At 59.9% G+C, this 13,835-nt stretch carries 12 protein-coding genes; 11 read left to right on the top strand and 1 reads right to left on the bottom strand.

The features are described 5' to 3' along the window. Positions 1-27: 27 nt before the first annotated feature. Complete coding sequence (locus FQ187_RS15725) at positions 28-3,333, bottom strand: DUF4329 domain-containing protein (RefSeq protein ID WP_149630199.1); 3,306 nt, start codon at positions 3,331-3,333, stop codon at positions 28-30. Between the two features lie 283 nt (positions 3,334-3,616). On the opposite strand from FQ187_RS15725, the gene urtA reads away from it, so the two are divergent. The 11 genes from urtA to ureC all read left to right on the top strand — a co-directional run bounded on the left by urtA (position 3,617) and on the right by ureC (position 13,725). Continuing rightward, positions 3,617-4,882: an urea ABC transporter substrate-binding protein gene (gene urtA / locus FQ187_RS15720; RefSeq protein WP_149630198.1), complete on the top strand. Its 1,266-nt coding sequence runs from the start codon at positions 3,617-3,619 to the stop codon at positions 4,880-4,882. Positions 4,883-5,045: 163 nt separating this feature from the next. Beyond that, positions 5,046-6,548, top strand: a complete 1,503-nt coding sequence (gene urtB / locus FQ187_RS15715; RefSeq protein WP_149630197.1) for an urea ABC transporter permease subunit UrtB — start codon at positions 5,046-5,048, stop codon at positions 6,546-6,548. Continuing rightward, complete coding sequence (gene urtC, locus FQ187_RS15710; protein WP_149630196.1) at positions 6,548-7,627, top strand: urea ABC transporter permease subunit UrtC; 1,080 nt, start codon at positions 6,548-6,550, stop codon at positions 7,625-7,627. Before urtB ends, urtC begins: the two co-directional genes overlap by 1 nt. Then, on the top strand, positions 7,624-8,496 hold the full coding sequence (gene urtD / locus FQ187_RS15705; RefSeq protein ID WP_149630195.1) for an urea ABC transporter ATP-binding protein UrtD: 873 nt from the start codon (positions 7,624-7,626) through the stop codon (positions 8,494-8,496). Before urtC ends, urtD begins: the two co-directional genes overlap by 4 nt. A gap of 133 nt (positions 8,497-8,629) precedes the next feature. Continuing rightward, entirely contained in the window at positions 8,630-9,328 is a 699-nt protein-coding gene (urtE, locus tag FQ187_RS15700) for an urea ABC transporter ATP-binding subunit UrtE (RefSeq protein ID WP_149630194.1), read from the top strand. Positions 9,329-9,371: 43 nt separating this feature from the next. Then, positions 9,372-10,211, top strand: a complete 840-nt coding sequence (locus tag FQ187_RS15695) for an urease accessory protein UreD (RefSeq protein WP_149630193.1) — start codon at positions 9,372-9,374, stop codon at positions 10,209-10,211. A gap of 45 nt (positions 10,212-10,256) precedes the next feature. Beyond that, entirely contained in the window at positions 10,257-10,559 is a 303-nt protein-coding gene (gene ureA, locus FQ187_RS15690; protein ID WP_033055605.1) for an urease subunit gamma, read from the top strand. A 9-nt stretch (positions 10,560-10,568) separates the two neighbouring features. Continuing rightward, positions 10,569-11,102, top strand: a complete 534-nt coding sequence (locus FQ187_RS15685; protein WP_111449219.1) for a GNAT family N-acetyltransferase — start codon at positions 10,569-10,571, stop codon at positions 11,100-11,102. 6 nt (positions 11,103-11,108) lie between these two features. Continuing rightward, entirely contained in the window at positions 11,109-11,642 is a 534-nt protein-coding gene (locus FQ187_RS15680; protein ID WP_149630192.1) for a GNAT family N-acetyltransferase, read from the top strand. Beyond that, the gene (locus tag FQ187_RS15675; protein WP_149630191.1) at positions 11,642-11,947 is read left to right on the top strand and encodes an urease subunit beta; all 306 of its coding nucleotides are present in this window, start codon (positions 11,642-11,644) and stop codon (positions 11,945-11,947) included. Before FQ187_RS15680 ends, FQ187_RS15675 begins: the two co-directional genes overlap by 1 nt. Before the next feature lie 77 nt (positions 11,948-12,024). Then, the gene (gene ureC / locus FQ187_RS15670; RefSeq protein ID WP_149630190.1) at positions 12,025-13,725 is read left to right on the top strand and encodes an urease subunit alpha; all 1,701 of its coding nucleotides are present in this window, start codon (positions 12,025-12,027) and stop codon (positions 13,723-13,725) included. Positions 13,726-13,835: the final 110 nt, after the last annotated feature.

Below are 13,835 nucleotides of genomic sequence, written 5' to 3'. Positions count from 1 at the left end.
GTCGACGGCCGCGACTTCACATCGAAATTACAGCTCATCCCGAGTGGGTCTATCGAATACATCGGGCACCTGTTGCCGTGTGATCTTCCAGTCTTGTCCAAGTCGCCCCGGCTGGTTCCAGTCCGCTGCCGTCTTCAGCACTTTCAGCACGCTGACATTTGCCAATCTGTACACAAAGTCTTCGGATGAAAGCAACTGCCCCGTGAGTAAAAACCGTGCTTCTTCCTGGGTGTGAGCAGGTACGTATTTGAGCAGTGCCCCATGTCGCGTCGAGTAGTAGAACGCCTCGATATTAAATCCTTTGGCCGTCAAGACATGGGTGTACGCATACACCGACCCTGCGGTGGCATAGTTCACCTCTTGCGGGACGGCGGGGATGGTGGTCGACCGGGAGAGTTCGTAGCCAGCTGTCAGTGCGTATCCGTCTGGAAACAGCGGCGCTTTATTCCTGGGGGTGGTCGATGGATCACTCGCGGTGCGGAAGATTCGATTGTGCGCCTTATAGGAGGAAGGCGAATCCACCACCGGCTCCAGGCCGACGTAAGAATGGGTCGTGGGTTTGCTCAGCACCGCACTGGCCAGCGACACGGACTGCCCACCGACACGCGCTGCGCGAAGCTGGGTATGGCGAGCCGCATCGTCGGGATGGTGGAACACCGGCCCCAAGGGGAATACGGGTTTGTTTGCCCATAGCTCCTCGTCGGAAACAGCAGGCATCCGGGGCGACCAGTCCTGGCCCACTGTGCCCGGACAGGACCAGTAGGGACTGGTCACCAGAACTTCCAGTTGCCCGAATGCCGTCATGTTTCGAATGTAACCGGTCAGGCTGAATCGGCCCTGACTGATACCGTTCCAGTCATGCTGCGCCTGCGCAGGCGTTGCAAACGGATTGTCCTTGAGCTCGACCTGACCAAACTTGTCCAGCGTATTGGCCGGATCGAAGGCGTGGAGTTTGAAACGTAGCAAGGCACCGTCGGCGCAGGAGAAATAAATCGGCTGGTAGCCATGGTTGGTGCGGACAACGGCACGCGCCAGGCTCACGTCGATGGGTGAAAAGAAGTGCCGGTAATCATCGTCCGTCAAACCCGACGGCGCTTTGGTGGCGCACAGGAAAATCCCACTGGTGACGTAGCGATAAGGCAATGTGTCGGGAAAGACACGTCCATAAGAAAACGATGAATTCAGCGCCTCGATGGGCAGTGTTGCCACGTAGTACCCATTGCGAGAATGCATGAGCAGGAATCCGAAACTCAGTGCCGCACGACTGCCGGCCTGCTCATGAGCGAAACGCGCGGCATCCTGCTCTCGAATGTGCACCGGGCTGTAAGCCGGCTCCGACACAGCATTCCTGGCAGCGTTCGTACGAATCGACCTGGTAAATGGCACAAACTCTGTCACCGCACGGGCGCGCCCCCACAGTCGGCTGCCCAAGACGACTTGCAGATAACCGGACTTCGCCAGTTTTTTTACCCAGTCTGTCGGTGACAAAAGGCCCTGATAGATCTGGTCCTTGATCCACGCAGCATCCAGGTCACGACCCGGCTTACCCGATGCACTCAATGCTACGGCCAGGTCGGCGCGGATTCGCTCCCACACCCCGACCCGATAACGAATGATCGATCCGTCAGGCGCAAACAGGTACTCATCGAGCGGTTGTTCCTTACGGGTGAATGCCGTGTAAACCACATCGACAGACAGCATATTGAGGTAGAGCTCTTTATCAACCGTCGACAATACGACGGGTAACGCTCGCGGCCCCCGAGAGCGATAGCGCGCAACGATATTGCAACCCGCCGGAAACTGGCCGGTGGTCACCGCTTCATCCGGGAAAATCCACTTGATGTCGAAGTCTTCCTGGGGAATATCGACCGGATCGGTCGCTACAAAAAATCCGTCAGTGCGTTTCAGGATCAGGCCGCCAAATGCCCTTGCGTTGCCCTCGGGCACTTGCGAGCGCGCATGCACGGCGGCGTCATCGGCCGTAGGGAAGACTGGGCCAAGCGCACGACGCTCCAGGTACACGCTTGGCGTCCAATAGGTGTCGACCAGCCCTTTCCTGTCCCAGCACAGACTGGTGCGCATCACCTGCAATACACCGCTGTTGGCGACCACCCTGACAAAATCGGTCGTGGTCAGCTTTCCACTGGCCAGGTTTTTCTGAATCACGTCCAGGCCCATGTTCGGGACGTCGTTGTCGAACAGCCTGGTGCCCTTGCGAGCGACATACCTCAGAAGGGCTCCGTCCTGAGTCGCAACATAAAGTGGAATGCTTGCGTTCGTTTCGATGACTGGACGTCTTTTTGAGTTGTAAACAACGACCCAGAGATCTCTGGGTACGATGAAGTGTTGCGCCAACCAGCGTCTGGGCGCGTCCCGTGCATGCTTGACCCTTTGACGCGAATAGAAATAGGAGTGGGGGATGAATGACTCGGGATAGAGATGTTCCCTGGTCGTTGGGGAAATGCCGAACAGGCTGCGCAACGAGTAAAGCTTGTCTCTCACCCCGCTGACCGGGACCAACTCGGAGGCGATGTACTCTTGCTTGCCCTTTTGTTTGAGGATGAACCCGAACCAGGTCTGTTCCTCGTCATGTTGTCCCGTGTCCCTGGAATAACGATCGAGTGCCGCTTCATCGGCTGATTTGAAAACCGCACCAAACGACACCCGCTCCGGCACGCTCCGCTCCCAGGGGCCAGGGACGATTTCTGCGGTGACTTTTCCTCGAGGCCGCCAGCGACCGTTGCTGACGATGACCTGCAAATCGCCGGCAGCCGCCGCCTCAACAACGAGTTGCTCCGGTTTGACGGTACCCTTTTCAAGATCCAGGGCAAGCTTGCCGGGTGCCTCTGCGGTGCCTATCTGTTTTAGACGCGTCAACCAGCGCGAGCTGTCGGCTGTGAAGCCGATCAAACTGTCCTCGGATCCCGACAGATAGGCCGGCAGGTTGCTTGCGAGGATGTTGCGCAACTCCTTGACGCTGAACATCAACAGACTCGTCGCAGCATCATCGATGGACCACTCCAGATCCGCTACCTTGCGCGCGTCTAGCGTCGAAAGCGCAGGGTGAGAATAAAACCGACTGTGCAAGACATGATTGTCGGGAACCCTATCGTGATGCGTGCTGGAGCTGTTCGATTGCTCGGACGGTTCGGTAATGAAAAATCGTTGATCGTTGCGCTGAAGGATGTAGCCGTAATACTCGCGGTCGCGGCGCCGACCTACCCGCTCATGGGCATAACGTGCGGCATCGTCCGCCGAAAGAAATGCCCTGTCCAGTACAGTCAGTGCTGGTACCGACCTTATCGAGGCGGGTGATTGTGGTTGTTCATCCATGAAGTAGAACTCCGTCAAGTCATCAGTAATGACCCACTCTCGCACCGAACAATATTCCGCAGGCGGTACATAGTTACTACTTCCCGCGCTCGGCACCACTTGAGCGCACCGCCATGCCCGCCTGCGTTTTTTGTGCCCGCTCACGGTGCAGCAAGTTCACCCGCCGTGCTTTCTCCACCCTCAGGCAAAGCACTTCGGGTCTTAGGCACAGCCCTTGCTAAAGACCCTTCAGTAGTCCGCATCTGCCAACCAAGAAAATTCATAAGTTCATGGAGATCGCACAATGAAGCGTCGCAGCTTGATCAAGGCTTTCACACTTTCGGCAAGCATTGCCGCGATGGGCATGACCTGGAGCCTCCAGGCCGCCGAGACCATCAAGGTCGGTATTCTGCACTCGTTGTCCGGCACCATGGCGATCTCCGAAACGTCGCTCAAAGACATGGCGCTGATGACCATCGACGAGATCAACGCCAAGGGTGGCGTGAACGGCAAGATGCTGGAGCCGGTGGTCGTGGACCCGGCGTCGAACTGGCCGCTGTTCGCTGAAAAAGGTCGTCAGTTGCTGACTCAGGACAAGGTGGCCGTGGTCTTCGGTTGCTGGACGTCGGTGTCGCGTAAATCGGTGTTGCCGGTGTTCGAAGAACTCAACGGCCTGCTGTTCTATCCGGTGCAATACGAAGGCGAAGAGATGTCGCCGAACGTGTTCTACACAGGTGCTGCGCCAAACCAGCAGGCGATCCCGGCGGTGGAATACCTGATGAGTGAAGAAGGCGGCAGCGCCAGGCGTTACTTCCTGTTGGGCACCGACTACGTCTACCCGCGCACCACCAACAAAATCCTGCGCTCGTTCCTGCACTCCAAAGGTGTGGCGGACAAGGACATCGAAGAGGTCTACACCCCGTTCGGCCACAGCGATTACCAAACCATCGTGGCCAACATCAAAAAATTCTCGGCCGGTGGCAAGACGGCCGTCATCTCGACTGTCAACGGCGACTCCAATGTGCCGTTCTATAAAGAATTGGCCAACCAGGGCTTGAAAGCCACTGACGTTCCGGTCGTGGCGTTCTCGGTGGGTGAAGAAGAACTGCGCGGCATCGACACCAAACCGCTGGTGGGCAACCTCGCGGCATGGAACTACTTTGAATCGGTCGAGAATCCGGCGAACAAGAAATTCGTCGCCGACTGGAAAGCCTACGCCAAGAAACACAACTTGCCGGGCGCCGACAAAGCGGTGACCAACGACCCGATGGAAGCCACGTACGTGGGCATCCACATGTGGGCGCAAGCGGCTGAAAAAGCCAAGTCCACTGACGTCGACAAAGTCCGCGAAGCCCTCGCGGGCCAGACCTTTGCCGCGCCGTCCGGGTACACCCTGACCATGGACAAGACCAACCACCACCTGCACAAGCCAGTGATGATCGGCGAGATCCAGGCGGACGGTCAGTTCAATGTGGTGTGGCAGACCGAAGGGCCGATCCGTGCCGAGCCGTGGAGCCCGTTTATCTCGGGTAACGACAAGAAGCCGGATTATGCGGTGAAGAGCAACTAAGCCATTGGATGTCGGGGCCGGGTATGGAGCTCGGGCCCGACACAAATCCCTGTGGGAGCGAGCTTGCTCGCGAAGACGGCGGCACATCCAACATTAATGTGACTGACACACCGCATTCGCGAGCAAGCCCGCTCCCACATTTAGTCCGCGCAAGGCCATACATATGCCCACCGCCCTTTACCGCTTCTTCCTGGTCATCGCATTGCTTTTACCGATGGCTGCTTTTGCCAGCGACGCCGAAGACTTCGTCGCGGCCAATCCCGTGCAGCAAGCCAAGCTTCTGGACGCCTGGGCCGCGCAGCCCGATCCGGCCCGTATCGAGCTGATCAACGCCCTGCAGCAAGGCGAGTTGACCGTCGACGGCCAACCGAAAACCCTGCGCCTGAACAACCGCCTGCGGGGTCTGATCGACACCGCACTGGCCAGCCACCAATTGCTCGCCACCGACGCCAACATCCGTCTGGCCGCCGCGCAGCAATTGCAGAAAAGCGCCAAACCGGCGCAGTTGAAATTTCTCGACCAGCAACTGGCTGGCGAAAAAGATGAAAGCGTCCACTCCGCACTGAGTTTAGCCTTGGCCAATCTGCAACTGGTCGACGCCGATCCGGCCGTGCGCCTTGCTGCTGTGCGTCTGCTCGGTGAAACCGGCGACCCACTGGCTCGCACCCGCCTCGAAAGCCTGCTGCAACCCGGTGTCGAAGCCGACGCCGGCGTACGCACCGCTGCCGAAACCAGCCTCGCTCAGGTCAAACGCAAACTGCTGATCGGCGAGATCCTCGGTCAAGCCTTCAGCGGCATGTCCCTCGGTTCAATCCTGCTGCTCGCAGCGCTCGGTCTGGCGATCACCTTCGGCCTGCTCGGCGTGATCAACATGGCGCATGGCGAGATGCTGATGCTCGGCGCGTACTCGACGTACGTGGTGCAGCTGATGTTCCAGCGCTTCGCCCCGCAAGCCATCGAGTTCTATCCGCTGATCGCGTTGCCGGTGGCGTTTTTCGTCACCGCCGCCATCGGCATGGCGCTGGAACGCACGGTGATTCGTCACCTCTACGGCCGCCCGCTGGAAACCCTGCTCGCGACGTGGGGCATCAGTCTCATGCTGATCCAGCTTGTCCGATTGATGTTCGGTGCGCAGAACGTTGAAGTGGCCAACCCGGCGTGGTTGTCGGGCGGGATTCAAGTGCTGCCGAATCTGGTGCTGCCGTACAACCGCATCGTGATCATCGCCTTCGCGCTGTTTGTGGTGGTGCTGACCTGGCTGCTGCTGAACAAGACTCGCCTCGGTTTGAACGTGCGCGCCGTCACCCAGAACCGCAACATGGCCGCCTGCTGTGGCGTGCCGACCGGACGCGTGGACATGCTCGCCTTCGGCCTCGGCTCAGGCATCGCTGGCCTTGGTGGCGTGGCCCTCAGTCAGATCGGCAACGTCGGCCCGGACCTCGGTCAGAGCTACATCATCGACTCGTTCCTGGTGGTGGTGCTCGGTGGCGTCGGCCAACTGGCCGGCAGTGTGCTGGCTGCCTTTGGCCTGGGCATCGCCAACAAAATTCTCGAACCGCAGATCGGTGCCGTACTCGGCAAGATCCTGATCCTCGCGCTGATCATTCTGTTCATCCAGAAACGTCCGCAAGGCCTCTTCGCACTGAAAGGACGGGTGATCGACTGATGAACCAGCCCCTGCTCGTTACCGCAACACAAAAAGCCGGACCCAAGGTCACGATTGCCGTTGGCGCAGTGATCCTCGTTCTGCTGCTGGCATTGCCGTTGCTGTCGTTGTTGTCACCGGACAGCACGTTGCACGTCTCAGCGTACACCCTGACGCTGGTGGGCAAGATTCTTTGCTACGCGATTGTCGCGCTGGCCCTCGATCTGGTCTGGGGATACGCCGGTCTGTTGTCCCTTGGTCACGGTTTGTTCTTTGCCCTCGGCGGTTATGCGATGGGCATGTACCTGATGCGCCAAGCCTCGGGCGATGGCTTGCCGGCATTCATGACCTTTCTGTCGTGGACCGAATTACCGTGGTACTGGACCGGCACCAGCAGCTTCCTCTGGTCGATGTGTCTGGTGGTGTTGGCGCCGGGGTTGCTGGCACTGGTGTTCGGCTTCTTCGCCTTCCGCTCGCGGATCAAGGGCGTGTATTTCTCGATCATGACCCAGGCCCTGACCTTCGCCGGGATGTTGCTGTTCTTCCGCAACGAAACCGGGTTTGGCGGCAACAACGGCTTCACCAACTTCCGCACCATTCTCGGGTTTGGCATCACCGAACCGGGCACTCGCGCGGTGTTGTTTTTTGCCACCGTGGTGTTGCTGGTGGCAAGCCTGTTCATCGGCTGGCGGCTGGCGCAAAGCAAGTTCGGCCGGGTGCTGACCGCCCTGCGGGATGCGGAAAACCGCCTGATGTTCTGCGGTTACGACCCACGCGGTTTCAAGCTGTTTGTCTGGGTGCTGAGCGCGGTGTTGTGCGGTCTGGCCGGTGCGCTGTACGTGCCGCAAGTCGGGATCATCAACCCGAGTGAAATGTCACCGACCAACTCCATTGAAGCTGCGGTCTGGGTGGCGCTGGGTGGTCGCGGCACGCTGATCGGTCCGTTGCTCGGTGCCGGCGTGGTCAACGGCATGAAGAGCTGGTTTACCGTGGCTTTCCCGGAGTACTGGCTGTTCTTCCTCGGCGCGTTGTTCATCGTCGTGACCTTGTACCTGCCCAAAGGCGCGATTGGTCTGCTGAAAAAAAGGGGTGAACAATGAGAGTGACAGCAACGGCTGAATTCATGCTTGAACCGGCGTTTTTTCCACCACTGGAACCCAACAGAGACGCAGGCAGCAGCCGTGACGCCATCGGCCTCGGCCACCGCGTCGGCCCCGGCCTGAACACTCGCCATGGCACGATCCTGACCCTGGAAGACATCAGCGTCAGCTTCGATGGCTTCAAGGCGCTGAACGATCTGAACCTGTACATCGGCGTCGGCGAATTGCGCTGCATCATCGGCCCCAACGGCGCGGGCAAGACCACGCTGATGGACGTGATCACCGGCAAGACCCGGCCCAGTCACGGCAAGGCCTGGTTCGGTGAAACCCTCGACCTGACGCAGATGAGCGAAGTGCAAATCGCCCAGGCCGGCATCGGTCGCAAGTTCCAGAAGCCGACGGTGTTCGAAGCCTTGAGCGTTTTTGAAAATCTGGAGCTGGCGCAGAAAACCGACAAATCGGTGTGGGCCAGCCTGCGGGCGCGCCTCAGTGGCGAGCAGAAAGATCGCATCAGCGAGGTGCTGGACACCATTCGCCTGACCACGTCGGTCAATCGCCCCGCGGGGTTGTTGTCCCACGGTCAGAAGCAGTTTCTGGAAATCGGCATGTTGCTGATGCAGGACCCGCAACTCTTGTTGCTCGACGAGCCGGTGGCGGGCATGACCGACGCCGAAACCGAATTCACCGCCGAACTGTTCAAGAGCCTGGCGGGCAAGCATTCGCTGATGGTGGTGGAACACGACATGGGCTTCGTCGGCTCCATCGCCGATCACGTCACCGTGTTGCACCAGGGCAGCGTGCTGGCCGAAGGGTCGCTGGAGCAGGTGCAGGACAACGAGCGTGTGATCGAGGTTTATCTCGGCCGCTAAGGCCAGTTGAGGACTGCTCTATGTGGGAGCGGGCTTGCTCGCGAAAGCGGTGTGTCAGTCAACTCATATGTTGAATGTGAGTCCGCCTTCGCGAGCAAGCCCGCTCCCACAGGGGACTGAGGAGAATTTGAACATGCTGCAAGTCGACAAGCTGCACCAGTATTACGGCGGTAGCCACATCCTGCGCGGCCTGACGTTCGAGGTGAAGGTCGGCGAAGTCACCTGCCTCCTCGGCCGTAACGGCGTCGGCAAGACCACCCTGCTCAAGTGCCTGATGGGTTTGCTGCCGGCAAAAGAAGGCGCGGTGAACTGGGAAGGTAAAACGATCACCGCGTTCAAGCCACACCAGCGGGTTCACGCCGGGATCGCTTACGTACCTCAGGGTCGGGAAATTTTCGGTCGACTGAGCGTGGAAGAAAACCTGCTAATGGGCCTGTCGAGATTTCCCGGCTCTGAAGCCAAGGAAGTCCCGGCGTTCATCTACGAGCTGTTCCCGGTGCTGCTGCAAATGAAACAGCGCCGCGGCGGCGACTTGTCCGGTGGCCAACAGCAGCAATTGGCGATCGGCCGAGCGTTGGCCAGCCGTCCACGCTTACTGATTCTCGACGAGCCCACCGAAGGCATCCAGCCATCGGTGATCAAGGAAATCGGCGCGGTGATAAAGAAGCTCGCAGCCCGTGGCGACATGGCAATTCTGCTGGTAGAGCAGTTCTACGATTTCGCCGCCGAACTGGCCGATCAGTACCTGGTGATGTCCCGGGGCGAAATCGTGCAACAGGGTCGCGGAGAAAATATGGAAGCCGAGGGTGTACGCGGCTTGGTTACGATATAAGGCTACGATCTAATCTGTAGCGTCCCGACGATAATTAGAAGCCATGAATTTACCTGTTCCCACTGCCCTGTTTACCCCGAGCTGGCACGCCGAGCTGGAACTCGGCTACGCCCGATTCGGCGACAGTACGCGCCCGATACAGCGCCGGCACAAAGGCCCGCTACGGGTGCAGAAGCACCTGTATGCCGAAGGGCCGGAGGTTTGCCAGCACATCATCGTGCACCCGCCGGGCGGGATTGCCGGGGGTGATCGGCTGGATATCTCGGCCAGTGTCGGCCGCGATGCCTGGGCGCAAATCACCAGCCCCGGCGCGGCCAAGTGGTATCGCGCGGCGGGGCCCGCTTATCAGAAGCTCGACTTGAAAGTAGCCGCCGGCGCGACACTGGAATGGTTGCCACAAGAGACGATTATCTTCAGCGACGCCCAGGCGGAGCTCAGCACCTCGATTGATCTGGAAGGCGATGCGCGGTTGTTTTACTGGGATGTGGTGGCGCTGGGTCGCCCGGCCAGCGGCGAGCGTTTCGACCTCGGGCATTTTCAGGCGCAGCTGGACATCCGTCGCGACGGCCAGTTGCTCTGGCATGAACGCCAGCGCATTGTCGGCGGTGATGGTTTGCTTGATTCGCCGATTGGGCTGGATGGGCAACCGGTGTTTGCGACGTTGTTGGTGACTGGGGAGATCAACAGTGAACTGCTGGAAACCTGTCGCTCGCTGCCTAATGACGTACGCGGGGATTTGACCCAGTTGCCAGGGCTGTTGGTGGCGCGATGCCTTGCCAGTGAAGCGCTGTTGGCCCGAGGCTGGTTGAATGATTTGTGGCGGTTACTGCGCCCGGCACTATTCGGCCGTGAAGCCGTCCCGCCGCGAATATGGGCCACCTGAACCAAGACATTAGATTTTCATTCTGCCAACAATGGATTCCAAACGATGGACCTGACCCCACGCGAAAAAGACAAGCTGCTGATCTTCACCGCTGGCCTCGTGGCCGAGCGGCGTTTGGCGCGCGGCGTCAAACTCAACTACCCGGAAGCCATGGCCTACATTTCCGCCGCGCTGCTTGAAGGCGCCCGTGACGGCCGGACCGTGGCTGAGTTGATGCACTTCGGCACCACCCTGCTCAGTCGCGAACAAGTGATGGAAGGCATCCCGGAAATGATTCCGGAGATCCAGGTCGAAGCGACATTTCCCGACGGCACCAAACTGGTCACCGTCCACCAACCGATCGCCTGAGGCCGCGCCATGACTTACCACATCCGCGATGCAGCGCATGCCGACTTGCCGGCGATCCGCGACATCTACAACGACGCCGTGCTCAACACCACGGCCATCTGGAACGAACAGGCCGTGGATTTGGGTAACCGCCAGGCCTGGTTCAGCGCCCGGCAATCCCAGGGCTACCCGATTCTGGTGATCGTCGACGGCGACAACACGGTGCTGGGCTACGCTTCATTCGGTGACTGGCGGCCGTTCGACGGGTTCCGCCATACCGTCGAGCACTCGGTTTACGTGCGCAGCGACCAGCGTGGCAATGGTCTCGGCCCGCAATTGATGACCGCGTTGATCGAGCGCGCCAAAGGCTGCGACAAACATGTGATGGTCGCCGCCATCGAAAGCGGTAACGCCGCTTCTATTCGCCTGCATGAACGAGCCGGTTTCGTGACGACCGGCCAGATGCCCCAGGTGGGCACCAAGTTCGGTCGCTGGCTGGACCTGACCTTTATGCAACTGACCCTTAATCCTGGCGCGGAACCGCCGACCGCCAACAAGGAGTAATTGCCCATGAACGCCGCCCAACTGCGCCGCGTCAATGTTGAAAGCTTTGCGCACTATCGTCAGGGTTTGATTGATCTGCTGCTCGACGCCGTCGGCTATGGCGCCAGCGTCGGGTTCATGGCCAATCTGGACGCTACCCAGGCCCGAGCCTATTTCGATGATGTCCAGGAGAACCTGAACAAGGGCAACGTGCTGCTGTGGGTGGTGGTCAAGGACGAGCAAGTGCAGGCCAGCGTGCAACTGACCCTGTGCCAGAAAGCCAATGGCCTGAACCGCGCCGAAGTGCAAAAACTGCTGGTGCGTGAACATGCTCGTCGCCGAGGTTTGGGCCAACAGTTGATGAGCGCTCTGGAACAGGCCGCCCTCCAGCACAAGCGCGGCATGCTCTACCTCGACACCGAGGCCGGCTCTCCCGCCGAAGACTTCTACAAGGCGCTGGGTTACACCCGCGCAGGTGAACTTCCCGACTATGCCTGCGACCCGAGCGGCCGCTACAAGCCGACCGCCCTCTACTACAAGATTCTCCAAGGAGCTCATTGATGATTCCGGGTGAATACCAGATCCAGCCCGGCGACATCGAACTCAACGTTGGCCGCCGCACCCTCAGCCTGAAAGTGGCCAACAGCGGCGACCGCCCGATCCAGGTCGGCTCGCATTACCACTTCTTCGAAACCAACGATGCGCTGAGGTTCGACCGCACCGCTAGCCGCGGCATGCGCCTGAACATCCCCGCCGGCACCGCCGTGCGCTTCGAGCCGGGACAGAGTCGCGAGGTCGAGTTGGTAGACCTGGCCGGGCATCGCCGGGTGTTCGGGTTTGCCGGCAGGATCATGGGCGACCTGTAAGTAATGCAGTGCCGGCTCTGGCCCCATCGCGAGCTATGCGAGCGGTCTCAAATTCAATTGAATCTCAAGGCGAACGAATGAAGATTTCCCGTCAGGCCTACGCCGACATGTTCGGCCCCACCGTCGGTGACAAGGTCCGCCTGGCCGACACCGAGCTGTGGATCGAGGTCGAGAAAGACTTCACCACCTACGGCGAAGAAGTGAAATTCGGCGGCGGTAAAGTCATCCGCGATGGCCAGGGTCAAAGCCAATTACTCGCCGCAGAGGTCGTTGATACGCTGATCACCAACGCGTTGATCATCGACCATTGGGGTATCGTCAAAGCCGACGTCGGCCTCAAGGACGGGCGCATCGCCGCCATCGGCAAGGCCGGCAACCCGGACATCCAGCCGAACGTCACCATTGCCATCGGCGCCAGCACCGAAGTGATCGCCGGTGAAGGCATGATCCTCACCGCGGGCGGCATCGACACGCACATCCATTTCATCTGCCCGCAGCAGATCGAGGAAGCATTGATGAGCGGCGTCACCACCATGATCGGCGGCGGTACCGGCCCGGCCACCGGGACCAACGCCACCACCTGCACGTCCGGGCCGTGGCACCTGGCGCGGATGCTTCAGGCGGCTGATGCATTCCCGATGAACATCGGCCTCACCGGCAAGGGCAATGCCAGCCTGCCAGAGCCGCTGATCGAGCAGGTCAAGGCCGGCGCCATCGGCCTCAAGTTGCACGAAGACTGGGGCACTACCCCGGCCAGCATCGACAACTGCCTGAACGTCGCCGACCAGTACGATGTACAAGTGGCGATCCACACCGACACCCTCAACGAATCGGGCTTCGTCGAAACCACCCTCGCCGCCTTCAAGGGCCGCACCATCCACACCTATCACACCGAAGGTGCGGGCGGCGGGCATGCCCCGGATATCATCAAGGCCTGCGGCTTTGCCAACGTGCTGCCGAGTTCCACCAACCCGACCCGGCCGTTCACCCGCAACACCATCGACGAACACCTCGACATGCTGATGGTCTGCCATCACCTGGACCCAAGCATTGCCGAAGACGTAGCCTTCGCCGAAAGCCGCATCCGCCGCGAAACCATCGCCGCCGAAGACATCCTCCACGACCTCGGGGCGTTCTCGATGATCAGCTCCGACAGCCAGGCCATGGGCCGCGTTGGCGAAGTCATCACCCGCACCTGGCAGACCGCCGACAAGATGAAAAAACAGCGCGGCGCACTACCCGGCGACGGTGAAGGCAACGACAACTTCCGCGCCAAACGCTACATCGCCAAGTACACGATCAACCCCGCAATCACCCACGGCATCAGCCATGAAGTGGGCTCGGTCGAAGTCGGTAAATGGGCCGACCTGGTGCTCTGGCGCCCGGCGTTTTTCGGAGTTAAACCGACGCTGATCCTCAAGGGCGGCGCCATCGCGGCCAGCCTGATGGGCGACGCCAACGCGTCGATTCCGACCCCGCAACCGGTGCATTACCGTCCGATGTTTGCCAGCTACGGTGGTTCGTTGCATGCCACCAGCCTGACCTTCATCAGCCAGGCGGCGCAGGAGGCCGGGCTTCCCGAAGCCCTGGGTTTGAAGAAGAAAATCGCCGTGGTCAAAGGTTGCCGCGAGGTGCAGAAAACCGACCTGATCCACAACGATTACCTACCGAACATCGACGTCGACCCACAGACTTATCAGGTCAAGGCCGATGGGGTTTTACTGTGGTGTGAACCTGCTGAAACCTTGCCGATGGCGCAGCGTTATTTCCTGTTCTGAAACAGCGCCACGCAAAACAAAGCCCCGAGTGCGTAACTCTGCACTCGGGGCTTTTTTGCCTCTTCTCACTGTGCTCGATGCGAAACCCGACGGTTGCGCATCATGGCCAA

Source organism: Pseudomonas sp. ANT_J28 (assembly GCF_008370005.1).
In the GTDB taxonomy this organism is placed as follows: Bacteria; Pseudomonadota; Gammaproteobacteria; order Pseudomonadales; family Pseudomonadaceae; genus Aquipseudomonas; species Aquipseudomonas frigoris.
Note: the sequence above shows the minus strand (reverse complement) of the source record. Positions and strands in the feature narration are given on the sequence as shown.

What these genes read in the sequence shown, in the direction of transcription:
- FQ187_RS15725 (WP_149630199.1), bottom strand. Translation starts at nt 3,333, where the DNA reads ATGGATGAACAACCACAATCACCCGCCTCGATAAGGTCGGTACCAGCA.
- urtA (WP_149630198.1), top strand. Translation starts at nt 3,617, where the DNA reads ATGAAGCGTCGCAGCTTGATCAAGGCTTTCACACTTTCGGCAAGCATT.
- urtB (WP_149630197.1), top strand. Translation starts at nt 5,046, where the DNA reads ATGCCCACCGCCCTTTACCGCTTCTTCCTGGTCATCGCATTGCTTTTA.
- urtC (WP_149630196.1), top strand. Translation starts at nt 6,548, where the DNA reads ATGAACCAGCCCCTGCTCGTTACCGCAACACAAAAAGCCGGACCCAAG.
- urtD (WP_149630195.1), top strand. Translation starts at nt 7,624, where the DNA reads ATGAGAGTGACAGCAACGGCTGAATTCATGCTTGAACCGGCGTTTTTT.
- urtE (WP_149630194.1), top strand. Translation starts at nt 8,630, where the DNA reads ATGCTGCAAGTCGACAAGCTGCACCAGTATTACGGCGGTAGCCACATC.
- FQ187_RS15695 (WP_149630193.1), top strand. Translation starts at nt 9,372, where the DNA reads ATGAATTTACCTGTTCCCACTGCCCTGTTTACCCCGAGCTGGCACGCC.
- ureA (WP_033055605.1), top strand. Translation starts at nt 10,257, where the DNA reads ATGGACCTGACCCCACGCGAAAAAGACAAGCTGCTGATCTTCACCGCT.
- FQ187_RS15685 (WP_111449219.1), top strand. Translation starts at nt 10,569, where the DNA reads ATGACTTACCACATCCGCGATGCAGCGCATGCCGACTTGCCGGCGATC.
- FQ187_RS15680 (WP_149630192.1), top strand. Translation starts at nt 11,109, where the DNA reads ATGAACGCCGCCCAACTGCGCCGCGTCAATGTTGAAAGCTTTGCGCAC.
- FQ187_RS15675 (WP_149630191.1), top strand. Translation starts at nt 11,642, where the DNA reads ATGATTCCGGGTGAATACCAGATCCAGCCCGGCGACATCGAACTCAAC.
- ureC (WP_149630190.1), top strand. Translation starts at nt 12,025, where the DNA reads ATGAAGATTTCCCGTCAGGCCTACGCCGACATGTTCGGCCCCACCGTC.